Origin of the sequence: Flavobacterium ardleyense (assembly GCF_042686085.1) — a bacterium.
Lineage (GTDB): Bacteria > Bacteroidota > Bacteroidia > Flavobacteriales > Flavobacteriaceae > Flavobacterium > Flavobacterium ardleyense.
Window position 1 is genome coordinate 373,428 of sequence record NZ_JBHUOL010000012.1, and the last position, 23,283, is coordinate 396,710.

A 23,283-nucleotide genomic window follows, 5' to 3' on the forward strand; every position below is an offset into this window, starting at 1 on the left:
ATGATACAAGTAGCCCCCCTTTTAATTTTAGCTTTATTAGCAGTAACTTTCTTACAATCAGGATATGACAAAATAAAAGATTGGAAAGGAAACACAGAGTGGTTAACGGGCCATTTTGCAAATACAGTTTTAGCAAAACAAGTTCCTTTTGCGCTAGGAATTATTCTACTGTTAGAAATTGCTTCGGGTGCTTTATGTATTTCTGGAATTATCCAACATTTAATGCAAGATGTTGTAATCAGAGGATTAGGTTTCTATGGCGCAATTTTATCTAGTATTACCTTGTTGTTTCTTTTGCTGGGTCAACGATTAGCTAAAGATTACGATGGTGCAAGAACTATTGTCATTTACTTTATTCCAGCTATTATGGCCGTGAATTGGTTAAGCTAAACTCGCTTTAAACATTCGCAATTCATCCCACGAGAATTTATCACCGTGGATTTCTTTTAATTCGCCTAAACTTTCGCCTTTAAAATCTTTAAAAGCAGCGGTTAATTCGGTAATTTTATCAGTAGGTAAAATGTCGGAAAGTTGTACTATTTCCATTTGAATCAACTTAGTAAAGTGATTATAAATGGTCTGAGGCGTAAGTTTTCGCTGTTTCGCTATTTCGAAAATAGTCATGTTCTGCTTCCATAATTCTAACGTATCTTCATATGTAGATTTCTTGGGGCCAGCAGTTTTTTTCTTTTTCGAATCCGTATAATAAGAAACATCATCGTCATCTTCAACCAAAGCAATGTTAAGCTTTTTAAAGCGTTCAGAAACAACGACTAACTTATTGATTTTGTATACATTAATATCTTCGGAAACTAGATTTTGTTTCGAAATTTCTTTTCCCTCTACAATCGTCTGTGTAAGTAATTTTACTTTTTTAAGTTGGATAATCGTTCGTATTTGAAGTTCTTCTAACTCTACTAATTCATCATGAAAAGCTTTTACTTTTTTAGTACGTTTGATTTCTTCAATCTTCAACAAAAGCTCCTCAGCTATATCATCTAAGATTTTAAAAAAATAATCATACGCAGCGTCACAACGTTCTTTAACAAATTCGGGTTGTAGATTATCTGAAGTAAATATCTTTTGCAATTGCACTAAAAAATTAGCAGAAGGTCCTAAAATCGGCGCTAATTTATCATGTTGATTTTGCGCCCATTTTTCGTGATTACCTTTTGGTGATTTTGGTGCTTCGGACTTATAACTAAACAAATGATTGCGCCATTCTTGTACTAATTGCTTGAAATCAAACGCAATAATCAATGAATGCAACCAAAAACTTGATGTTTCTTTTGCTAACGAATGTTTTAATATTTCTTCAGAAGCTTTATTTTCGGCATAATTCAATACATCTTCATCGCTAGAAATACCGTTCATTCGCAAAGGAGACAGTAAAACAAGCCCTTTTAAAGAACGTAAACGCGATAAAGCCACGTAAGCTTGTCCAGGCGCAAAAACTTGCGATACATCCAATGCAGCTTTTTCAAACGTTAAGCCTTGGCTTTTATGAACCGTAATTGCCCAAGCCAACTTAATAGGGTAGTGGACAAACGTTCCAATTACTTCTTCCTGAATTTCTTTAGTGTTTTCGTTAATCTTATAACGAATATTCTGCCATTCATAACGTTCAACTTCAATCATTTTCTTTTCTTCCGGAAAATAAACAAAAATTTCTTTTTCAGTTAACGACTTGATAACGCCCATCTTACCATTGTAAAATTGTTTGTCCGCATTTAAATCGTTCTTGACAAACATTACTTGCGCACCAACCTTTAACTGTAGCTTCTCATCAAGCGGATAAATTTTTTCAGGGAAATCATCTGTGATTTCAGTCGCATACGTAAACTGTTTTCCTTCTAAATCTTTTAAGGATTGTGCATTAATGGTATCGGCCTTCGCGTTATGCGTAGTTAAGGTAATAAAACCTTTATTTTTCTTTAGATCAAAAGTAGGTTGTACGAATTGATTCAAAATCTGTACATCTGCAGCAGTAATTTTATTGTGCCTTAAATTGTTCAAAACATCAATAAACTCAGCATCTGTCTGACGAAAAATCTTATCTAATTCGATATATAAAGGGGGATATTGTTGAATAATATGCGAATGGAAAAAGAACATACCGCGGTAATAATTCTTCAACATACTCCATTCTTCATTCTTCACAACTGGTGGTAATTGTAATAAATCTCCTATAAACAGCACTTGTACTCCTCCAAATGGTCTTTCGATTCTACGCACTCTTCGCATCATAAAATCCATAGCATCAAGCACATCCGCTCTTAACATTGAAACTTCATCAATAACTAAAAGTTCCATGTTTCGGATTACTGCACGTTTCAAGTTATTCATCTTAAAGTGACGTCCTAGTGAATCGCGATTCTCGAATTTTACAGTATCAGAAAAGTGGGGGAGTTGTTTGTTGTCAGGAATAAAAGCACCAAATGGCAACTGAAACATCGAATGGATTGTAACACCATTTGCATTCAAAGCGGCGATTCCTGTGGGCGCCACAACTACTGTATTCTTGTGCGTAGTAGCGATTATCTCTTTTAAAAGAGTAGTTTTTCCGGTGCCGGCTTTACCGGTAAGAAAAATAGATTTATTGGTTTGGTTAATAAATCGAAGTGCGTAAGATGCTGCGGCTGATAATGGTTCCATGTGGCTTATAATTTTGAGCTACAAATATATAGAAACGATGTTAAATATAAAAGTCCCGTTAAACGGGACTTTCAATTATTTTTTCTCTTCAGTTTTCACTTCCGGTTTGTCGTCTTTCTTAGTTGACTTATAAGAATCGTTTAATTCTTTTAAAACATCTTTTGTTATGTCATATTGGTCTTTAGCGTAAAGAACTGTAGCAGCGTCTCCTGTTCCATATACATAATCGTATCCTTTCTTCTTACCATAAGTTTTGATAAACTGTTTTACCTCACTAATTAAAGTATCTTTCAAAACCGCACCTTCTTGTTGCAATTGCTGTAATAAAGCATTTTGCTCCATTCCTAATTGTTGTTCACGTTGTTGTAATTCAGCACCTTTTTGTTGAGCCCACTGTTGTCCTTTTGCTTGTGCATTTTGTTGGAAACCTTGTGCTTCATTTTGGAATGCTTTTACTTTCGCTTCTAATGGTCTTCCTAACTCTTGAGATTTAACTTTGAACTTATCATCTTCGTCTTTGAATTTTTCATATTTCTCAATCAACTCAGATGTATTAATATAGGCTGTTTTAAAACTTTCAGATTTTTCATCATTTTTGTTACAAGCTAAAACGCTTAACGCAACTCCTAAAATTAAAATGGCTTTTTTCATTTGGTATAAATAATTATTTTTTTGTAAAAGTAATAATAAGTTCGCAACATGCAAATTTGTTCCTTTTTTATTTATTTTTTAGTTATCAATATTTCTTATCGTTACATCATTCATCATATAAAGAACCTATCAAAAGTGGATTACATATCTTAAATCTCTTCCGTTTTCAAAAATTATTGGCTAATAGATATCGAAAAGACCCAAAAAGTGTCTAAAAACGATCTAAAATGGTTTTTATTTGTTTTTTAAGATGTAAATGTGCGATGAGAATTCTCTTTTAAAGATTCCTGACACATTTGATGCTAAGCCAATAAAAAAACCAGAAATGTAATTCATCTTTCCTGTTTTATGCTTCTCCGATAAAAGTGACACATAAAAACTATCAAACCACATGGGCTTCACCTCTTCTAAAATCATATTTTGTTTATCGAATAATTTATCAATTGCTGTTTTTGAAAAATGCCACAAATGTCTTGGCACATCAAAAGCTGCCCAAAATTCTTTATAGTGTTTTGCATCGTATGATTTAAAATTTGGAACAGCGATAATTATTGTTCCTGTCGGTTTTAATAAACGCTTCAATTCGGCAACTTGATGTTCGACATCTGGAACGTGTTCTAAAACATGCCACATGGTAATTACATCGAAAGAGTTGCTTTCTAACTTTTCAATGGTATCACCAAATTTTATTCCTTTCCCAATTGCAATTCCTTTGGCTTTATCGTTAGGTTCAATTCCTAAGATTTCCCAATTCTGATTTTTACATTCCAAAAGAAAATCGCCTGTTCCAGCACCAACATCTAAAATCCTACCTTTTACAGCATGGTGCGAATTAATCAAACTTACTTTATCGCGAATTGCTTTGCGTTTGATGAAATGATACATCTTTTCAAACAACGTACGTTTTCCATCGGTATGGGAAATATAATCATCAAATTCATAATAAGATCCCAACTTATCTAAAGCAGGTTGAGGATGCGTTTTTAAAAGCTGATATTCCTCATTTAATAACAACGAAAAAGATTCTCCTGAAACAGAAAAATCTTTAACTTTAATAAAACTTTTATCTTCTAAAAAATTCATTTTATTTTATTTTTATGCGAACGGCATATTTTAATAGGGTTGACGTGATTGTTTCACGTGAAACATTTTTATTAGTATTCAGTGTTTAGTCGCAGTTTGCAGTTGAATTACTTGTTCGTAATTTGCACGATATCAGTTTAGAAATAAAAAATGATTCCTAAATCTGAACACTGTAAACTGAACGCTGAACACTTCCTTATCTTCCCATATAGATTAATAACACAGAAACATCACTTGGAGAAACACCGCTAATACGAGATGCCTGAGCAATTGTTTTTGGACGAATCTTATTTAGTTTTTGTTTGGCTTCTATAGATAATGATTTGATCTTGTCAAAGTCGAAATTATCCGGAATTATTACATCTTCTAAACGTGTTAATTTGTCTGCATGATTTTTTTCCTTCTCAATATATCCAGAATACTTAACTTGTATTTCTGCTTGTTCTACGATTTCTCTATCTAAATCGTGCTCATCAATGTAAGCAGCAACCTTTTTAAATTTCCTAAAATCTTCTAAATCCAATTGCGGACGTGAGAAAACTTTAAACATTTTATCAGGCTGGCTCATTGGTGAAGAACCTTTACTTTCTAGAATTGGATTTGCTTCTTCAGGTTTCAAACTAGTTTCTTTGAAAAACGTTACCATAGCATCCGACTTTGAAAACTTTTGTTCCATACGGATTAGACGGTCTTCTTTTGCTAATCCTAATTCGAAAGCTTTAGGAGTTAATCTAAAATCGGCATTATCTTGACGCAATAATGTTCTGTATTCGGCACGAGAAGTAAACATACGATAAGGCTCTTCCGTTCCTTTAGTAATTAAATCATCAATCAACACTCCGATGTAAGCTTCATCTCTTCTTAAAATAAAGGGAGCTCTTTCTTGCACTTTTAAGGCTGCATTAATTCCGGCCATTAATCCTTGAGAAGCTGCTTCTTCGTATCCAGTTGTTCCATTAATTTGTCCTGCGAAATACAAACCTTCCACTAATTTAGTTTCTAAAGTGTGTTGCAATTGCGTAGGAGGGAAGTAATCGTATTCGATTGCGTAACCTGGACGGAAGAATTTCACATTCTCAAATCCAACCACTGAACGCAAAGCTTTAAACTGTACTTCTTCAGGTAATGAAGTTGAAAATCCGTTAATGTAATATTCGCACGTTGTCCAACCTTCCGGTTCAACAAACAATTGATGTCTTTCTTTATCAGCAAAACGATTAATTTTATCTTCAATCGAAGGACAATATCTTGGCCCTAAACTTTTAATTCTACCGTTGAACATCGGACTTCTGTCAAAACCTTCGCGTAAAATATCATGCACTTCTAACGAAGTATACGACATCCAACAAGAGCGTTGGGTTTTTAAAGGAGCTGTTATATCTGAATATGAAAACTTTTCCGGAACTTCATCTCCGGCTTGTTCTGTCATTTTAGAAAAATCTAAAGAACGACCATCTACTCTTGGAGGAGTTCCTGTTTTCATTCTTCCTGATTCAAAACCTAGCTTTAATAAATCTTCTGTAATTCCAAAGGACGCACCTTCGCCAGCACGACCTCCGCCAAACTGTTTGTCTCCAATATGGATTAAACCGTTTAAGAAAGTTCCATTCGTAAGGATAACCGTCTTACCTTTTATCTCGATTCCAAGTGAAGTTTTAACCCCGACAATCTTACCATTCTCAGCTAAAATTCCAGAAACCATTTCTTGGTAGAAATCTACATTGGGTGTGTTTTCCAACATCGTTCGCCACTCTTCAGAGAAACGCATTCGATCAGATTGTACTCTTGGCGACCACATGGCAGGTCCTTTCGACTTGTTCAACATCTTAAACTGAATAGCAGTTCGGTCTGAAATGATTCCGGAGTAACCACCCAAAGCGTCAATCTCGCGTACAATTTGTCCTTTTGCAATTCCACCCATGGCAGGATTACAAGACATTTGTGCTATGTTCTGAAGATTCATTGTTACCAATAGGGTAGAACAACCCATATTAGCAGCGGCAGCAGCGGCTTCACAACCGGCGTGCCCAGCACCAACAACAATTACATCATATTGATTTGAAAACATCTATTATATATATTATGTTCCACGTGAAACATTTTAAAAATTCTTGGTTTTTAATCCTTATTGTTCCACGTGAAACATCTGGATTTTTTCGTCTTCTTTCACACGCATTAGTAGTTCGTCTTCGGGAGATTTATCTTTGTATCCACAGTAATGAAGAATACCGTGAGACAATACGCGTTTGATTTCATCCTCAAAAGGAACCTTGAAATCTAAAGCATTTTCTTTAACACGTTCTACAGAAACAAAAATATCACCTTGTAATAAATTTCCTTCCGTATAATCGAAACTGATAATGTCAGTTAAAGTATCGTGATCTAAATAGTCTACATTGATTTTATGAAGGTATTCATCATCGCAAAATATGTAGTTAATTTCACCTTCATCAAAACCTTCTGAATCAATAATACGAGAAATCCATTCCTCATAATGTGCTTCGTTTGATAAAGTAAAATCGGTTTCGTAATTAAAACTAATCATTGTTTTTAAAATAGTGTTGTACCTTTTGATTAAAATTCGGTTGCAAAGGTAAGCTTTGTCGGTTTAATATTTCTACACTATTCATATATTCTTTAAATTCTTTAGAGAGTGGAGTAGTGGAACCATTGAAGTCTTTAGCGTTCGATTTCGATTGGCGTTTTGTGTCTTCTCCTTGTTGTTGAATCGCGTTTTCTAATTTCAAAAGTTCGTGTTTTAAATTCAGCATCTTTTGAAGCGTTTCGTTTTTAAAACCTTTGTTGATTAATTGCTTTTCAATATCTTTCATTTGGTTCAAAGCATTCTGACCTTGACCCGACATTCCTTCTTTTTCTAATGCCTTTTGAAGAGCATCTCTAAGCTGTCTTTGTTCTTTTAAAATCTCTAACACTTTACCCGCATTTCCTTCTGGACCGTTTTCGCCTCCTTCACCGCTTTCCCCAGATTGTCCTTCTTTACCCTCTTTACCTTTTTGTTTTCCTTGTCCTGGTTTGTCTCCCGGATTATCTCCGGGCTTATCACCAGGTGTTTCTCCGGGCTTCATTCCGTCTTTCATTTTCTCTCCTAAACCATCTTGCTTTTTAATAATGTCTGGCAATTGCATTCCTGAACCTTGACCTTTTCCAGGTTTTGGCTTTCCTTGTCCTTGACCTTGCATTTCCATATTCATATCACTTTGGACATTACTTAAAAAGTCAGCCAAGCGGTTTGCAGATGTTAATACATATTGTTGATGCGAAGCTCCTTTTGAAATGTTATTATCCGCCAACGTCTCTAAAGATTTATCTAAGTTGTAATGGATTTCTCCAATTTCTTTTAGGATGATTTCTGTGATTTGAGGATTACGCATAGAGATTGCAAACAAACTATCGTCAACGTGTTTGAATTGTAGCTTCAAATTTTGTTGTTGTTTCAAAACTTTATTTAATTCCAACGAACGAATCTGAGAACGACTTGTGGTCTTAATCAAAGCTTCTTCTGAAAAAGAAAACGCTAGTAAATTATCTAATATCTGACGCAACAATTTCACATCTTCTTCCATTTCTTTCTTGTCTCCTGACGCCATCGCCGAAGCCATTTTCTGACTCATCTCTTTCATCTTGGCAGCAGCACTTTTTTGTTTTGGCTTTGCTTTCGACTGATTTTCCTTTTTTAATTCCTCCGAAGATTTATCTAAATCTTTCTTGATCTCCTCTTGTTCATTCTTGTCATTTGGAATGTCCATTGGTGATTTCAAATCTTTATTTTCTTTATCTAAATCTTGTAACTCTTTTTGAATCGCATCAAATTCCTTGTTAATTTGTTCTTGATTCTTCTCCGTGTTTTCTTTAGCGTTTTCCGATAACTTATCTTGCTTGTCCGCTAACTTTTCTAATTTATCGGCAATTTGTTCCGCCTTTTTTTCCACATAAAAACGCTTGGTTAACTCTACCAATTGCTCTAAGTTTTGTTTTTGATTTTTAGCGTTTTGTTTTAACTTATCTGCCTTGTCAAAAAGTTCGTCCTTTTGTAATTTCTTAGAAAGCTCTTCTAATTCTTTTAACAGTTTTTCATTCTTTTCGGACTGCTTTTCAGTTTCTTCTAAACGACGCAATAATTCCTCCTTGTCTTTATCTTGAGCTTTCGGATTGAAATCTTCTAAATTATCAGAAAGCTTTTTTGTAAACTCTTTCATCATTTCATCTTGTTGTTTTTGACGCTTGATGAAATCTTCCACTTTCTTCTGATCTTTGAAATCTAGAGTTGTTTTCTCTTTGTTTAACTTTTGTAATTTATCTAATTCAGAAATTTGCTTTTCCTGATTTTGTAACGAGTTTTTTAAACTATTAATATTTTCATTCTGCTCTTGCAGTTGTTTATCGTCTTTTTGATCTTCTGTTAACTCATAATGAAGAAAAACGGAAGATTTAGTGCTTTTATAACTGTTAACTACATCATTATCAAACACTTCAAAGAAATATTCGTAGTTTATACCTTCATCAATTGTAATTCCGGTTGGAAACGAATAAATAAATTGATCAACGGCCTGTTTATTTATGGATAAATTCGCTTTACGAGAAGCTGAAGGATTTCCTTTCGGATAATATACCACTTGTAATTTGGTTAAACCATAATCATCTGAAACTTGACCGATCATCATTTTTGATTTCAACTTTAAAGAATCTGGAGCAATTTGAACATTAATTGTTGGATATTGATCTTTGATAATTGCAATTTGGTAAGCCAGTTTTTCAAACTCAGCTAAATTCTTATTTGATGTAATTACTTCATAATTCAAATTATCAGAGATGCTTCGCGAAAGCGTAAATATGGAATTATTCGAAGAAAACTCTTTTTGTTGATTGTTCGATTTGAAAGCAACTTTATCGGTTGCTAAAGCGTTAATTCTCCAATTTACAACTGTGCCTTCCGGAACAACTGCATTTCCTGTTCCTTGAATAATTTCCGATTTCTTTCCTAAATACGAAGGATAATTCAAAACCATTTCGAAATTAGCAATCGTAGGCACATCGACTACATCAATTACATAACTCTTGGAATTTAAACCATTCGCCTGAAGCGAAAATTCAATATCCTTAGAAAGTTTAGCAAACGTATATTCGAAAATTCCTGGCTTTGTGCTTTGTAGAAAATATTCTTCCTCACCAATTTGAATCGCAATATTTTCAGGCATCACTTTTCCTTGGGTTTTCACCTGAAGTATAAAATCAGCATTTTGTTGTGCCGTTAAAGAATTATTTAAAATTACAAATTCAAACGGAGCAGGAGGAGCATATTTGGTTTCATAATTCACCACGCGATCAAAACTGTTTGAAATCACAGCGGAATTTCCGGTAACGAAAAATAAAATTAATAATAAGACAGGAACAATCGCATACGGTAAAAACTTTTTGTTCTTTGAAAAATTCACCGCATTTGAAAATGGAATAGGTTGTAAGGTCGAAGCTTTTTGTTCAATCGAGGCCAACAATAATTCCGAGGTTTGATCTTGATTTGTCAATTGTAGAAAATTCAACAACTTGTCTTGAACTTCTGTAAAATGATTCCCGATAATTTGAGAAGCTTCTTCGTAATTGATTCCTTTCTGTAATTTGAATAATTTAAACAACGGAAAAGCTATAAATCGAATCAATAAAAAAGATTCTACAGCAATAAACAACCAAAACAAAATAGTTCTTCCACTTGTTGACAACCACAGGAAATATTCAATTAATAAGGTAAAAATGAAATACAACAAGCCCAAACCGATAAAAAGAATGATTCCTTTTATCAATTCATTGGTGTAAAACTTCTTAATAAATCCTTCGAGTTTCTCGAAAATTATGCCTTTTGCGTTCAAAATTGTTGATATCTTGTTTATAACCGATAAAAATACAACATCTAACAAGATAAGTCAATATGTTTTTATTGAAATTTAACGTTTGATAAAGCAGATTGTTAATAACCTAAATATTTTCCGAATTGTAAATTCTTACTTCAAAATTGTAATTGTATCTTTGCAAACACATCGACAAGCTCAGTGTGACAATAAGGATAAAAACTATATAACAATGTCTAAACAAGTTCGTGTGCGTTTTGCACCAAGTCCAACAGGACCTTTACATATTGGTGGTGTTAGAACCGCTTTATTTAATTATTTATTTGCCAAAAAACATAATGGTGTTTTCTATATTCGTATAGAAGATACTGATCAAACGCGATTTGTTCCTGAAGCAGAAGCTTATATTTTTGAAGCTTTAGAATGGTTGGGAATTGCACCCGATGAAACTATTGGAAAGAATGAAAAATTTGGACCATATCGTCAAAGCGAAAGAAAAGAAATGTACAAAGAATATGCGGACCAATTAATAAATTCGGGTTGGGCTTATTATGCATTTGATACGGCAGAAGCTTTAGATGCTCATAGAAAACAACACGAAGAACAAGGTAAAACGTTTATTTACAATTGGCATAATCGTGAAAAATTAGATACTTCCTTAGTACTTTCGAATGAAGAAACAGAGCAAAGAATTGCTAATGGCGAAACTTATGTAATCCGTTTTAAAACTCCAGTAAATGAAATTTTAGAATTAAAAGATATTGTTCGTGGTGATATAAAGTTTGACACGAATTTACTAGATGATAAAGTTTTATTCAAGTCAGACGGAATGCCAACGTATCATTTAGCGAATATTGTGGATGATCATTTGATGGAAACTTCGCACGTTATTCGTGGTGAAGAATGGTTGCCAAGTATGCCGTTGCATCATTTATTATACAAAGCATTTGGATGGGAAGCACCAGAATTTGCTCATTTACCATTGATTTTAAAACCTGTAGGAAACGGTAAATTATCAAAACGCGATGGTGATAAATTAGGATTTCCGGTATTTCCTTTGGAATGGAAAACAGCAGAAGGAATTTCATCTGGTTATAGAGAAAAGGGGTTTTTCCCAGAAGCGGTGATCAACTTTTTAGCTTTATTAGGTTGGAACGACGGAACAGAACAAGAAATATTTACGTTAGAAGAATTAGTTGAAAAATTTGATTTAAACCGAATTCATAAAGCAGGAGCGAAGTTTGATCCAGATAAAAACAAATGGTTCAATCACCAATATTTACAAAAACAAAGTGATGCCAGTTTAGCGGAATCGTTTAAAAAGGATTTAGCGGACAGAAATATCTCGACTTCACTCGATTTGACAAAAATCGTTGGAATGATTAAAGAAAGAGCCCATTTTGTAAATGAATTTTGGGATTTAGCCGATTATTTCTTTGAAGCACCAACTTCATACGACGAGAAAGCTTCGAAAAACTGGAAAGAAGAAACACCAGCATTGATGGAACAAGTGATTTCGGAATTAAATAAGATGGAAGACTTCACGTCAATGAACATTGAAACGCTTTTAAAAGAGTGGATGACAACAAAGGAAATAGGAATGGGTAAAGTGATGCAACCGCTACGATTGAGTTTAGTAGGAGCTTTAAAAGGACCACATTTATTCGATATTATAGAAATGATAGGAAAAGAAGAAACAGTGAAACGAATTGAAAAAGCAATTGAAACATTATAAAAAACCAAATCCCGATACTCTCGGGATTTTTTATTGTAACTTTTCGAGACTTTCTGCGTATAATAACTATAACTAATAAAAAAACAAACTATGTTTCCAATTTACATTATCATCTTTTTAGTGGTGATCCTTCTATTTTCATCTTTCTATACGGTGAAACAGCAGACTTCTGCAGTTGTTGAACGTTTTGGTAAATATGCCAGTACCCGTACTTCTGGCTTACAATGGAAAGTTCCCGTTATTGATAGAATTGCAGGAAGAGTAAATCTTCGTATTCAACAATTAGATGTAATGATTGAAACGAAAACTAAAGATAACGTATTCGTTAAGCTTAAAGTTTCTGTTCAATTTAAAGTATTACAAGAGAAAGTGTATGAAGCGTTCTACAAATTAGAATATCCACACGATCAAATTACTTCTTATGTCTTCGACGTTGTGCGTGCTGAAGTTCCAAAATTAAAATTAGATGACGTTTTTGAACGTAAAGATGACGTTGCTGTTGCGGTAAAACGTGAATTAAACGAAGCTATGTCGGCTTATGGTTACGATATCATCAATACCTTAATTACTGATATTGACCCAGATATTCAAGTTAAAAATGCGATGAACCGTATTAATGCTGCAGACAGAGAAAAAACAGCAGCAGAATATGAAGCAGAAGCAGGAAGAATTAGAATTGTAGCTAAAGCAAAAGCGGAAGCAGAAAGTAAAAGATTACAAGGTCAAGGTATTGCGGACCAAAGAAGAGAAATTGCTCGTGGATTAGTAGAATCTGTTGATGTATTGAATAGAGTTGGAATTAACTCGCAAGAAGCTTCGGCTTTGATTGTAGTTACTCAACATTATGATACGTTACAAGCGATTGGTGCGGATTCAAATAGTAACTTAATCTTATTACCAAATTCACCACAAGCGGGAAGCGAAATGTTGAACAATATGGTAGCAAGTTTCACAGCAAGTAATCAAGTGGGAGAAGCAATGAAAAAAGCGAATTCTACGAAGAGAAAAAAGCAAGGTGAATCTAATAATGATGACGAAGATTCAGAATAATAAATTTTTTTTATTGATACAAAAAGAGAGGCTAATTGCCTCTCTTTTTATTTACAAACCATTTGATTACAAACGGAACTGCTATTTTTAAGATTGTTCCGTAAGGACCAGATATAAAATTGGAATACATATTTCCAACCTTAGCAATAGCCTGAAATGGTACAACACTTTCCTTAGTTCTTTCAAAGTTTAGCTTAATTCTATTGTAGTTAATTTCTTTTTCTAGCTTAAGAACTGCTAACTCTTGTTCAATTTCAGCATATGAAGTATATTTTTTAGTTCCCATAATTAATCATTAAAAAATATTTCTGAGAAGCGTTCTAAAATTGGACCTTCAATTATTCTATCTTTTACAAAAGATAAAAGAATAGCTAATACCAAATGAATTCCACCAACGATTAGAAATCCTAATGCAGTACTTCCGACTAAATCGCCTAAAGCATAAGAACCTGCTATAGAAATAAAAAGCAGAAAAATCAATATAAAAATGCCTATTAAAGCAAATTTAATAATCATCGTTGTTGACTTCATTGCTACTTTAAAACCCCAAAGTTTATAATAAGCAAGTGAACTATCAATATAAGCTTTTGTGCTTTCTTGAATGTCTTCTATATTTTCTTTAAGTTCATCAAAAGCCATTAGCGTTGTAGTTTGGCGTTTTGTTTTTTAAGTTCAACCAATTTCTCTTCTAAAAACGTAATTGTTTCTTCTGCTTTATAACTTGTTTTCGAAATTAGATTTTCGATCGTTCCTTTCAAGTCTTCTTTGGTTTCTGTATATTTTTCCATCGCATCTTCTTCAAAAGAATTAAATCGATCTGTTGCTTGATCCTTTAAATCATCAAAACCATCTTTAATTTTTTCTCTCGTTACCGAACCTTTATGTGGTGCAAATAAAATTCCTAATCCTGCTCCAATCACAGCACCTAATAAAAGGGCTGAGGCATTATCACTTCTGTTTGACATAATTTCTAGATTTTTATTAAAGTTACGAAAAATATATGTGCTATGATTGGATTTATGATAAAATTAGTAAGAAAACGCTTTAGAAACGAAATAAGAAATGCTTGATTAGCTCAGCATACAATAAGCGCAATACTCCGAAAAAGTCGCTAAAATCGAATTTATGAAGGTCAGTTTTAAAGGAGAAAATGATGTAAATTTGAATTAAAATAGATAAATCTTATAATCAGAAAATGTAATAAATAATGTAAAAATAATAAGTAAAAACTATTCTATAAAAAGCATAAAAAAAATCTCTAATAAAGTTTTCACCTTACTAGAGATTTTAAATATTTTTTGGATAAAAACTTATTGAACGCTAACTTTTGCCCATGTATCTCTTAAACCGACCGTTTTGTTAAAAACTAATTTTTCAGCGGTTGAATCTCTGTCGACACAGAAATAACCCAAACGTTGAAATTGTAAATGATCTAATTCTTTTGAACTAGTTAAACTAGGTTCTACATATCCAGTAATTACTTTTAAAGAATCTGGATTGATGAATTCTTTGAAATCTACTTCTTTATTTCCATCTGGATTTTCGTGTGTGAATAAACGATCGTACATTCTAACTTCCGCTTCTTTTGCGTGCGGAATAGAAACCCAGTGAATTGTTCCTTTTACTTTTCTTTGACTGGCTTCTGAACCACTTCCTGATTTAGAATCTTCGTCATAAGTTACGTGAATTTCAGTAATATTCCCGTTTTCATCTTTTACAACTGATTCACCCTTAATGATATATCCGTTTTTTAAGCGAACTTCAGTTCCTAAAGTCAAACGGAAAAATTTCTTGTGTGCTTCTTCTTGAAAGTCTTCTCTTTCAATATATAATTCTTTAGAAAAAGGCAACTGACGGTAAGTCATTACTTCTTCTTCTGGATTATTTTCAGCTTCTAACCATTCTTCTTTTCCTTCCGGATAATTTGTAATTACCAATTTCACAGGATCTAAAACCGCCATTACACGAGGTGCAATCTTGTTTAAATCTTCACGAACACAAAATTCTAAAAGCGAAACATCGATTAAATTATCACGTTTTGCAATTCCGATAGTATTGGCAAAATTCACGATAGCGTTCGGTGTATAACCACGTCTTCTCATTCCTGAAATCGTACTCATTCTTGGATCATCCCAAGCGGTAACGTGCTTTTCTTCAACTAATTGTAATAATTTACGCTTAGAAACTACGGTATGCGATAAATTTCTGCGTGCAAATTCTCTTTGTTTTGGACGCACTTTAGTTTCATCATAAATTTGGTTTAAAAACCAATCGTATAATTCTCTATGAGGCAAAAATTCTAACGTACAAAAAGAGTGCGAAATTTGTTCTAAATAATCACTTTCACCGTGAGCCCAGTCATACATTGGATAAATACACCAATCGTTTCCTGTTCTGTGATGATGAGCGTGCATAATGCGATAAATAATAGGATCACGCATCAACATATTGTTAGCACGCATACTAATTTTAGCACGTAAAACGTGAGTTCCTTTTTCGAATTCACCGTTTTTCATACGTGTAAATAAGTCCAAATTCTCTTCAATAGAACGTGTTCTAAAGGGTGAATCTGTTCCAGCAGTTGTTGGCGTTCCTTTTTGAATAGCCATTTCTTCAGAAGAAATACTATCCACATAGGCTTTATCTTTTTTGATTAATTCAATGGCCCAATCATATAATTGTTGGAAATAATCCGAAGCATAACATTCTTTATCCCATTTAAAACCAAGCCATTCAACATCGCGTTTGATAGCATCCACGAATTCTTGTTCTTCTTTTGAAGGATTAGTATCGTCGAAACGAAGATTTACCGGTGCTTTATAATCTAATCCCAATCCGAAATTTAAACAAATGGCACTTGCGTGACCAACGTGTAAATAGCCATTAGGTTCTGGTGGAAAACGAAAACGTAATTTATCTTGTGTCAAACCATTTTTTAAATCTTCTTCAATGATCTGCTCTATAAAATTCAATGATTTTTCTTCTGTTGACATACTATTTTTTCTAACTTTAATGCAAAGATAGAAAATGTTTAAAGTTTAAAGTTTAAAAGTTGCCTAAAAAAATTGTGGTTTAAGCCACTTGAAATTTAAATTTTGTAACTTTGGTATAAACAATTAAAAATGAAACAGCTAACCGTAACCTTACCCGATGAGTTTTATGATTCATTTATCGCCTTTTTTAAGCATATTCCAGATGTGACAATTGCTGAAAAAAAAGAAAGCGAAGTTCCTTTATGGCAACAAGAATTGGTTTTAGAACGCATTAAAAATGCAAAACCAGAAGATTATATAAGTTGGGAAGAATCAAAAAAGATATTGGATGCAAAATGGCTCAAATAATTTTGACATCGAAATTCTAAAAAGAGCAATCTTAGAAATTGATGAAATATCAGAATATTATGAATCGTTAGTCGATGGATTAGGAACTAAATTTTATATCGAATTAAGTTTTTATATTGAAACATTGTATCACATTCCTTTTTTTGAACAAAAATACAATTCAATTAGAGTTTTACCATTAAAGAAATTTCCATATTCTATTCATTTTTCAGTAAATGAAACTGAAAAAATTGTAGTAATACACGCAGTAACTTGCGATTATCAAAATCCAGAAACAATAAAAATAAAATAACAAATTGGGAACAATCAAATTAAATACAATCCGCACTTATTCTTATCACGGTTGTTTGATCGAAGAAGGAAAAATAGGATCTGACTATACAGTAGACTTAGAAATTAAAACTGATTTACGAAAATCATCACAGACTGATGAATTATCAGATACCGTAGATTATGTGCTTTTAAATCAAATAGTTGTCGATGAAATGGCGATTCGTTCTAAATTATTAGAAAATGTAGCTCATCGAATTATCACCAGATGCTTCGCTGAAATACCTTCAATATCTCGAATTAAATTAGCCGTTTCAAAGATAAATCCACCACTTGGAGGCGATGTAGCTTCGGTTACTATTGAATTGGAAGAATTTAGAAATTAAGAATAAAAAAAATCTTCCTGAATTTACTTTAAATAATTAAGGTAAATTCAGGAAGATTATTAAAAATATCAAGAGCTATCTATTCTAAACGATACGCTCTATTTTTATACAAATTACTTGAAGCAATAATATGTGCCAAAGCGTCTTTAGCTAATTCTTCATCTAAAGTTGCAGGAACTAATTCGGTATCACTTTTCACTTTAAATTGTAATGGTTTTGCATTTGGATTCATAATAATGATATCATCTTCCACTCTAAAAGCGTAAGTTTCGTGAAATAACATAATGGTTCTACCTTTCGTTTCTTTAGGCAATTTCATAAGATTTCTTCCTGGCATTGTTGAGTTGGTAGTAATTCCCGAAAGGGCTAAAACCGTAGAAGGAATATCCATCTGGCTTGCTAAATTATCATAAGTAGTTCCAGGTTTCACATTCGGCGCAATAATTAATCCTGGAATGTGAAATTTATTTACAGGAACTAGGTTTTTTCCGTAAGTTCTAGTGTTATGATCCGCAATTACGATAAAAATAGTGTTTTTATAATATGCTTCTTTCTTCGCTAAATCGAAGAATTTACCAATAGAGAAATCGGCATATTTCATAGCATTGTTAACCGTGTTCTTTTGTTTGTCGTATAATTCAATTCGTCCGTCAGGAAACTCGAAAGGCTCATGATTAGAAGTTGAAAACATTAAGGAAAAGAATGATTTATCACCTAAAGATTTAAAATACTCGTTGGCTTTTGTAGCTAAATCTTCATCCGAATAGCCCCAAGTTCCTTTAAAAGCATATTTTTTACCATCTGAATCGAAATCCGTTTCATCAATGATATTTTTGAAACCATTTCCATTGAAAAATGATGCCATATTATCAAAATTTGCCATTCCACCATAAATGAAACTCGTGTCATAATTTTGCTTTCCAAAAACTTCTGCTAAAGTGAAAAATCCTTGTTGCGAACCTCCAAGCTTAACAACGCTTTCAGATGGATTTGGTAAAAATCCTGAAACTACTTGTTCAATTCCTCTTACACTTCTAGTTCCTGTACAATATAAATTGGTAAATAATAAACCTTCTTTTGATAATTTATCTAATTCTGGAGTTAAAGGCAAACCATTTAAAATTCCAACATATTCAGCTCCTAAGCTTTCTTGCAAGAAGATAACCACATTGTATTTTGGTTGAACTGAATCTGGTTGTACTTTATGTAATAATGGAATTTCATTGTTTATGAATTCTGTAACGTCCATATATTTTTTAACTCTCGTATACGCCTCTAATTCGTCCATTTTACCGTACTTCTTCACGTCACCTTCATTCTTCAACGAGTAAGCAGCAAAAGCTACCGTGTAAAGCGAATTCAATCCTAATGAATTGGTCATTTGATCTGAACAGAAAATAGCATTACTAGCATTGATTGGACGCTTCGAAGTTAAACTCCCACGAGCACCAAAAAATAGTAGGAAAGCCATAAATGGTAATAGGACTAATTTAGGTAGGTAATTATTTGCTACAGGATAAAATACTTTTTTCCCGTTTTTGAAAGCAAAAAACAAAGCTATTCCAAGTAAAATAGTAGTTATGATTAATGAAGGTAAATAACTTTTAATAAGCGTTCCAAGAACTTCTTTAGGATAGATTAAATAATCTAAAAACAAACGATTAGGTCTTGTATCGTATTGATTAATAAAATCTAAAGTTGCTAATTCCATTAATAATAATAGAAAAAGGAAGAATATAAAGTAAATATTAAAGAACTTTTTCATCCGATCTAAAACACTACTTGGTAAAAAAGTAAGCAGCGCAAAAGGAATAATCGCTAAATAGCACAGAATTATTAAATCAAAACGAAGTCCTATACCAAAAAGTTGTAGATAATTATCTGCCTCAGTAACACGTTCTTTAAAAATAAAAAATAAAAATAACCTACTTAAAGTGGTGATTATTAATCCTATTAGAAAAAAACTAAGTAATGGTTTTAGGTAACGTAAATTCTTCATAATTAATTAACTGTTTGTTTGTTGCAAAAGTAATCTTTAAAACTAACTATAAATACTTAATAATTGCTTAATATTTTTTGGTAAAGAGGAAATAAAATGTAAATTTGCAGTCCGTTCAACAAAGGGCGTCGTGGCCGAGCGGCTAGGCACCGGTCTGCAAAACCGTCTACTCCGGTTCGAATCCGGACGATGCCTCTAAAACCTTCTAAGCAATTAGGAGGTTTTTTTATGCCTAATTTTTTTTATAGTAAGATAAAAATGCATTCTTGCGTGATTAGAGCTCTTGTAGATAATTCAACAAATTGTTTCAGTAGTAAGAGATTCTGAAATAAATTCAGAATGACAAAAAAATAACTATAAAGTAATTAATTATTCTACAACAGTTGTTTTAGGTAACAACTTATTAGTAATCATTTCTTTTTCCTTTGGAAAGAAACCTTGAAGAATGAAAAATAATCCGAAAATTAAAATTATAATACTAATTACTCTTTTAATTTTATAAATATTTGATGGTGTTAATTTATTTTTCAATTGTTTAGCTAATAGTATTTTAGCAATATCAAAAAGCAAATAAAAGAATAGAATAGCTGCAAAGAATATAGTAATTCGTGAAGTATCCATTTCCATTTGTGGTCCATAAGTAATGATAATCATCATCCAAAAGCCAAGCACACCAATGTTAATAAAATTCAGAAAAAAGCCTTTAAAAAATAAACCTAAATAATTTTTCTTAGGAATATTTTCGTCATCAAGTTCTATTTCTTGTTGCTTTTTAAAGTTCCTCTTCAGTATAATAAAGGAAATCAAACCGTAGCTCAACATAATGATTCCGCCAATTACAAACAGTGTTGGGTTATCTTTTAATTGCTCTAACAATTGATTTGTTGTTAAGTACGCAATTAAAATAAAGATAATGTCGCTGAAAACAATTCCAAAATCGAATACTAGTGCGGCTCTAAAACCCTTTAATATACTGGTTTCGAGTAACACAAAAAAACCGGGTCCAATTGAAAATGCCAATAGAAGTCCCCAAGGAATTGCAGTAAGTATATCGTGTAAATGCAAAGGTTAAATGTTCAGTTATTAGTGTTCAGTGCGTTTAATAAAATACGAATTTACAAAAAAATCTGCCAACTAAAAACTGAACACTAAATACTATTATTTGACTTGTATAATAGTTCCACCAGCAATCTTCTTTTCATTGATTTGCTTTGGTTTTCCGTAGATCTTAATTTCACCACCAGCTCTTGTTTTAGCATCTACCAATTCTGTAGCATGAACATGTGCTATTCCACCAGCGTTTACGGTTACCACAGTTTGTTCCGTAGTACAATCTTGACCATCGTATTTTCCTCCTGAATTTGATAAAATATCTTGATTTTTAACCGTTCCATTTACAGTTACAATACTTCCTTGCGAAACCTTTACTTGCAATCTACTAGCTTGTAAATTAGGTATTTTAACTTCAGAACCTTCTTTACAAATGATATCAAAATTAATTGCTTTGATTTCGTCTTTTGTTGCAATTCTACTTCCTTCATTTGCTTCAACAGCGTCTATCTTTTTAAAATAAACCGTAACTGAAATAGCATCACCTTGCATAATTTTTGTAAAAGGCATTCTAATTTTTAATTCGCCATTTTTATTAACTAATTCAACTTCTTGCGAGTTAGAACCATTTAACACTACTTTGTTTTCTGTCGATGCTATTAATGTAACATCAATCTTATCAAAAGAAGTCACTTTATCAAAATCACCAACTTTTTTTTCGGTTTGAGCAAAAGCCATTGAACTACATAATGCTACTATAAATGCTATTTTTTTCATTGTACTGTATATTTAAAAATTATCCTACAAGAATTTATACTCTTGTAGGATATAGATTAATCAAAAACTGTTCCTGTTATAATAAAAAATAAAACTTACATTCTGAAACGACTTCAGAATGACAAAATCGGAGCTATAATAATTTCTTATTAATTTTATTCTTTCTTTCTTAAGTAATTGAAGTCTAATTGTTTTTTTACTAAATCTGCATTTTTTACTTTTACGTAAACTTCATCTCCAAGTTGTAAAATATTTTTAGAAACTTCACCCACTAAAGCATACTGTTTTTCATCAAATGTGTAATAATCATCTCTAATTTCACGGATTCTAACCATTCCTTCGCATTTATTTTCGATAATTTCTACATAAATTCCCCATTCAGTTACACCTGAAATTACAGCTAAGAATTCTTCATCTTTATGATTTTGCATAAACTTAACCTGCATATATTTCACAGAATCTCTTTCGGCATGAGCCGATAAACCTTCCATTTGGGAACAATGCACACATTTTTCTTCATATACATCTTCATCGACACTTTTGCCACCATCAATATAATATTGCAATAATCGATGTGCCATAACATCTGGATAACGACGAATTGGCGACGTAAAATGACTGTAATAATCAAAAGCAAGTCCGTAATGACCGATATTTTCTGTCGAATAAGCGGCTTTACTCATACTTCTAATCGTTAAAGTATCTACTAAATTTTGTTCTTTTTTACCTTGAACATCAGCTAATAAATTGTTCAAAGAACTCGAAATATCTTGTTTAGAACGTAAGTTTAGCTTATAACCAAACTTAGCAATTACGGTTTGAAGATTGATTAATTTATCTTCATTAGGTTCATCGTGAATTCTGTAAATGAACGTTTTCTTCTGTTTTCCGAGAAATTCTGCGACTTTTCTATTGGCAAGCAACATAAATTCTTCAATCAAATGATTGGCATCTTTACTCTGTTTGAAATACACACCAATTGGTTCTGCATTTTCATCCAAATTAAATTTTACTTCAACTTTATCAAACGAAATTGCTCCAGCTGCCATTCTTTTTTGACGAAGAATTTTAGCTAAATCATTCATTTTTAAAGTCGCTTCAACTATAGGTTTTGGCACTTCATAAGCACTTCCTGTAATTGAAATTTCAGCTGGAATACTAGCTGATTTCGTTTCAATGATACTTTGTGCCTCTTCATAAGCAAAACGTTGATCTGAATACGTTACGGTTCTTCCAAACCACGAATTAAGTATTTCCGCTTTATCGTTCAATTCGAAAACTGCCGAAAAAGTATATTTTTCTTCATTTGGTCTTAAAGAACAAGCAAAATTTGATAATACCTCCGGAAGCATTGGAACCACACGATCTACTAAATAAACAGAAGTTGCTCTGTTATAAGCTTCTTGATCTAAAATACTTCCTTCGGTTACATAATGCGAAACATCGGCAATATGAATTCCTATTTCGTAATTTCCATTTTCTAACACTTGATACGATAAAGCATCATCAAAATCTTTCGCGTCTTTTGGATCAATCGTGAACGTTAAAACATCACGCATATCGCGACGCTTTTTAATTTCTTCATCCGTAATTGACGTATCAATTTTATTCGTATAAGCTTCCACTTCAATCGGAAAATCATACGGTAAACCATATTCGGCTAAAATTGCATGAATCTCCGTATTATGTTCGCCTGGTTTTCCTAATACTTTTACGACAGATCCAAACGGAGAATCGGCTTTTTTAGGCCAATCTTCAAGTGTTACTAAAACGACATCGCCATTTTCAGCTTCTCCAATTTTATTTTTTGGAATGAAAATATCTGTATACATTTTCGCATTAGCGGTAGAAACAAATGCAAAGTTTTTTTGAATGTCAATAACTCCTACGAAGTCATTTTTCTTACGTTCTAGAATTTCTAAAACTTCTGCTTCTGGTTTTCTTGAACTTCTTCTGTTGTAGATATATGCTTTTACTTTATCACCATCTAAAGCGTGATTTAAGTTTATAAACGGTATAAATACATCATCTTCTAATTCATCACAAACGAAGTAACCAGTCTTACGAGAAGTCATATCTACTTTTCCTTCATAGTATTCTGCTTTGGAAATAATTTGATATTTACCTACTTCCGTTTCATGAATTTTATCTTGTGCTTTTAATATTTTTAAATCTCTAATAATTTCATTTCTGCTTTTTGTATCATTTAATTCTAATACAGCGGCAATTTGTTTATAATTATAAGACTTAGAAGGCTCTTTAGCCAGTATTTTAAATATTTGTGCGGTAAAGTCTTTTAATTTTTTACCTAAATTTTTTGGTTTCTTACTCATTTATCAATTCTATTTATTGCTGAAAGTTACGAAATAGTTGGGTTGAAAAGCAATTTAGCACTCAGATTTAATGAAAAAATAACTTTTCGTAT

The 23,283-nt window shown here is 32.6% G+C and carries 20 protein-coding genes and 1 tRNA gene; 7 read left to right on the top strand and 14 right to left on the bottom strand.

Translation table 11 applies throughout. The annotated features are described in order from the left end of the window. A complete protein-coding gene (locus ACFSX9_RS07335; RefSeq protein WP_379806177.1) occupies positions 1 to 390 on the top strand; it encodes a DoxX family protein in 390 nt (129 codons plus the stop codon). On the opposite strand, the gene ACFSX9_RS07340 is transcribed toward ACFSX9_RS07335, so the two are convergent. The 6 genes from ACFSX9_RS07340 to ACFSX9_RS07365 form a co-directional block, all read right to left on the bottom strand. After that, the gene (locus ACFSX9_RS07340; protein ID WP_379806179.1) at positions 382 to 2,655 is read right to left on the bottom strand and encodes a helix-turn-helix domain-containing protein; all 2,274 of its coding nucleotides are present in this window, start codon (positions 2,653 to 2,655) and stop codon (positions 382 to 384) included. The genes ACFSX9_RS07335 and ACFSX9_RS07340 overlap by 9 nt on opposite strands. A gap of 75 nt (positions 2,656 to 2,730) precedes the next feature. Then, positions 2,731 to 3,306, bottom strand: a complete 576-nt coding sequence (locus ACFSX9_RS07345) for an OmpH family outer membrane protein (RefSeq protein WP_379806181.1) — start codon at positions 3,304 to 3,306, stop codon at positions 2,731 to 2,733. 234 nt (positions 3,307 to 3,540) lie between these two features. After that, a complete protein-coding gene (locus ACFSX9_RS07350) occupies positions 3,541 to 4,389 on the bottom strand; it encodes a class I SAM-dependent methyltransferase (RefSeq protein WP_379806183.1) in 849 nt (282 codons plus the stop codon). Positions 4,390 to 4,585: 196 nt separating this feature from the next. Next, complete coding sequence (mnmG, locus tag ACFSX9_RS07355; RefSeq protein WP_379806185.1) at positions 4,586 to 6,457, bottom strand: tRNA uridine-5-carboxymethylaminomethyl(34) synthesis enzyme MnmG; 1,872 nt, start codon at positions 6,455 to 6,457, stop codon at positions 4,586 to 4,588. A 57-nt stretch (positions 6,458 to 6,514) separates the two neighbouring features. Next, positions 6,515 to 6,934: an rRNA maturation RNase YbeY gene (gene ybeY / locus ACFSX9_RS07360; RefSeq protein WP_379806187.1), complete on the bottom strand. Its 420-nt coding sequence runs from the start codon at positions 6,932 to 6,934 to the stop codon at positions 6,515 to 6,517. Beyond that, entirely contained in the window at positions 6,927 to 10,271 is a 3,345-nt protein-coding gene (locus ACFSX9_RS07365) for a DUF4175 family protein (RefSeq protein ID WP_379806189.1), read from the bottom strand. The genes ybeY and ACFSX9_RS07365 overlap by 8 nt, the downstream gene beginning before the upstream one ends. A 211-nt stretch (positions 10,272 to 10,482) precedes the next feature. Between ACFSX9_RS07365 and gltX the strand changes: the two genes are divergently transcribed. Together gltX and ACFSX9_RS07375 are read left to right on the top strand one after the other, a co-directional pair. After that, positions 10,483 to 11,985, top strand: a complete 1,503-nt coding sequence (gene gltX, locus ACFSX9_RS07370; protein WP_379806191.1) for a glutamate--tRNA ligase — start codon at positions 10,483 to 10,485, stop codon at positions 11,983 to 11,985. 90 nt (positions 11,986 to 12,075) lie between these two features. Further along, positions 12,076 to 13,035 carry an SPFH domain-containing protein gene (locus ACFSX9_RS07375; RefSeq protein WP_379806193.1) on the top strand — a complete coding sequence of 320 codons (960 nt, stop codon included), beginning with the start codon at positions 12,076 to 12,078 and terminating at the stop codon, positions 13,033 to 13,035. Positions 13,036 to 13,066: 31 nt separating this feature from the next. Here ACFSX9_RS07375 and ACFSX9_RS07380 read toward each other — a convergent pair whose 3' ends face one another. From ACFSX9_RS07380 to ACFSX9_RS07395, 4 genes are all read right to left on the bottom strand, one after another. After that, positions 13,067 to 13,321 carry a DUF6327 family protein gene (locus ACFSX9_RS07380; protein WP_379806195.1) on the bottom strand — a complete coding sequence of 85 codons (255 nt, stop codon included), beginning with the start codon at positions 13,319 to 13,321 and terminating at the stop codon, positions 13,067 to 13,069. Positions 13,322 to 13,323: 2 nt separating this feature from the next. Next, a complete protein-coding gene (locus ACFSX9_RS07385; protein WP_379806197.1) occupies positions 13,324 to 13,674 on the bottom strand; it encodes a competence protein in 351 nt (116 codons plus the stop codon). Continuing rightward, positions 13,674 to 14,000, bottom strand: coding sequence for a YtxH domain-containing protein (locus ACFSX9_RS07390; protein WP_379806199.1), 327 nt, complete (start codon positions 13,998 to 14,000; stop codon positions 13,674 to 13,676). Before ACFSX9_RS07390 ends, ACFSX9_RS07385 begins: the two co-directional genes overlap by 1 nt. Positions 14,001 to 14,345: 345 nt before the next feature. Beyond that, entirely contained in the window at positions 14,346 to 16,028 is a 1,683-nt protein-coding gene (locus ACFSX9_RS07395) for a glutamine--tRNA ligase/YqeY domain fusion protein (protein WP_379806201.1), read from the bottom strand. 129 nt (positions 16,029 to 16,157) lie between these two features. Here ACFSX9_RS07395 and ACFSX9_RS07400 point away from each other — a divergent pair, with 129 nt between their 5' ends. From ACFSX9_RS07400 to folB, 3 genes are read left to right on the top strand one after another with little or no spacing between them, the layout of a single operon-like run. Continuing rightward, positions 16,158 to 16,376 (top strand): hypothetical protein, encoded by a 219-nt coding sequence (locus ACFSX9_RS07400; RefSeq protein ID WP_379806203.1) that lies wholly within the window; start codon positions 16,158 to 16,160, stop codon positions 16,374 to 16,376. Next, positions 16,357 to 16,668: a hypothetical protein gene (locus ACFSX9_RS07405; RefSeq protein ID WP_379806205.1), complete on the top strand. Its 312-nt coding sequence runs from the start codon at positions 16,357 to 16,359 to the stop codon at positions 16,666 to 16,668. Before ACFSX9_RS07400 ends, ACFSX9_RS07405 begins: the two co-directional genes overlap by 20 nt. 4 nt (positions 16,669 to 16,672) lie before the next feature. Continuing rightward, positions 16,673 to 17,032, top strand: a complete 360-nt coding sequence (gene folB / locus ACFSX9_RS07410; RefSeq protein ID WP_379806207.1) for a dihydroneopterin aldolase — start codon at positions 16,673 to 16,675, stop codon at positions 17,030 to 17,032. Between the two features lie 79 nt (positions 17,033 to 17,111). On the opposite strand, the gene ACFSX9_RS07415 is transcribed toward folB, so the two are convergent. After that, complete coding sequence (locus ACFSX9_RS07415; RefSeq protein ID WP_379806209.1) at positions 17,112 to 19,031, bottom strand: LTA synthase family protein; 1,920 nt, start codon at positions 19,029 to 19,031, stop codon at positions 17,112 to 17,114. A 124-nt stretch (positions 19,032 to 19,155) separates the two neighbouring features. On the opposite strand from ACFSX9_RS07415, the gene ACFSX9_RS07420 reads away from it, so the two are divergent. After that, a tRNA-Cys gene (locus tag ACFSX9_RS07420) sits at positions 19,156 to 19,226 on the top strand. A 174-nt stretch (positions 19,227 to 19,400) separates the two neighbouring features. Here the strand turns inward: ACFSX9_RS07420 and ACFSX9_RS07425 are convergent. The 3 genes from ACFSX9_RS07425 to rnr form a co-directional block, all read right to left on the bottom strand. Then, positions 19,401 to 20,096 carry a LysE family translocator gene (locus tag ACFSX9_RS07425; RefSeq protein WP_379806211.1) on the bottom strand — a complete coding sequence of 232 codons (696 nt, stop codon included), beginning with the start codon at positions 20,094 to 20,096 and terminating at the stop codon, positions 19,401 to 19,403. A gap of 93 nt (positions 20,097 to 20,189) precedes the next feature. Next, positions 20,190 to 20,858, bottom strand: coding sequence for a head GIN domain-containing protein (locus ACFSX9_RS07430; protein WP_379806213.1), 669 nt, complete (start codon positions 20,856 to 20,858; stop codon positions 20,190 to 20,192). A 155-nt stretch (positions 20,859 to 21,013) separates the two neighbouring features. Further along, entirely contained in the window at positions 21,014 to 23,191 is a 2,178-nt protein-coding gene (gene rnr / locus ACFSX9_RS07435) for a ribonuclease R (protein WP_379806215.1), read from the bottom strand. Between the last annotated feature and the right edge of the window lie 92 nt (positions 23,192 to 23,283).

Excerpts from the sequence above, each read along its gene's own strand:
- ACFSX9_RS07395 (WP_379806201.1), bottom strand. The coding sequence starts at position 16,028 with ATGTCAACAGAAGAAAAATCATTGAATTTTATAGAGCAGATCATTGAA.
- ybeY (WP_379806187.1), bottom strand. The coding sequence starts at position 6,934 with ATGATTAGTTTTAATTACGAAACCGATTTTACTTTATCAAACGAAGCA.
- rnr (WP_379806215.1), bottom strand. The coding sequence starts at position 23,191 with ATGAGTAAGAAACCAAAAAATTTAGGTAAAAAATTAAAAGACTTTACC.
- ACFSX9_RS07390 (WP_379806199.1), bottom strand. The coding sequence starts at position 14,000 with ATGTCAAACAGAAGTGATAATGCCTCAGCCCTTTTATTAGGTGCTGTG.
- ACFSX9_RS07405 (WP_379806205.1), top strand. The coding sequence starts at position 16,357 with ATGCAAAATGGCTCAAATAATTTTGACATCGAAATTCTAAAAAGAGCA.
- ACFSX9_RS07350 (WP_379806183.1), bottom strand. The coding sequence starts at position 4,389 with ATGAATTTTTTAGAAGATAAAAGTTTTATTAAAGTTAAAGATTTTTCT.
- ACFSX9_RS07430 (WP_379806213.1), bottom strand. The coding sequence starts at position 20,858 with ATGAAAAAAATAGCATTTATAGTAGCATTATGTAGTTCAATGGCTTTT.
- ACFSX9_RS07385 (WP_379806197.1), bottom strand. The coding sequence starts at position 13,674 with ATGGCTTTTGATGAACTTAAAGAAAATATAGAAGACATTCAAGAAAGC.
- ACFSX9_RS07335 (WP_379806177.1), top strand. The coding sequence starts at position 1 with ATGATACAAGTAGCCCCCCTTTTAATTTTAGCTTTATTAGCAGTAACT.
- gltX (WP_379806191.1), top strand. The coding sequence starts at position 10,483 with ATGTCTAAACAAGTTCGTGTGCGTTTTGCACCAAGTCCAACAGGACCT.
- ACFSX9_RS07340 (WP_379806179.1), bottom strand. The coding sequence starts at position 2,655 with ATGGAACCATTATCAGCCGCAGCATCTTACGCACTTCGATTTATTAAC.
- ACFSX9_RS07415 (WP_379806209.1), bottom strand. The coding sequence starts at position 19,031 with ATGAAGAATTTACGTTACCTAAAACCATTACTTAGTTTTTTTCTAATA.
- ACFSX9_RS07400 (WP_379806203.1), top strand. The coding sequence starts at position 16,158 with ATGAAACAGCTAACCGTAACCTTACCCGATGAGTTTTATGATTCATTT.
- mnmG (WP_379806185.1), bottom strand. The coding sequence starts at position 6,457 with ATGTTTTCAAATCAATATGATGTAATTGTTGTTGGTGCTGGGCACGCC.
- ACFSX9_RS07380 (WP_379806195.1), bottom strand. The coding sequence starts at position 13,321 with ATGGGAACTAAAAAATATACTTCATATGCTGAAATTGAACAAGAGTTA.
- ACFSX9_RS07345 (WP_379806181.1), bottom strand. The coding sequence starts at position 3,306 with ATGAAAAAAGCCATTTTAATTTTAGGAGTTGCGTTAAGCGTTTTAGCT.
- ACFSX9_RS07375 (WP_379806193.1), top strand. The coding sequence starts at position 12,076 with ATGTTTCCAATTTACATTATCATCTTTTTAGTGGTGATCCTTCTATTT.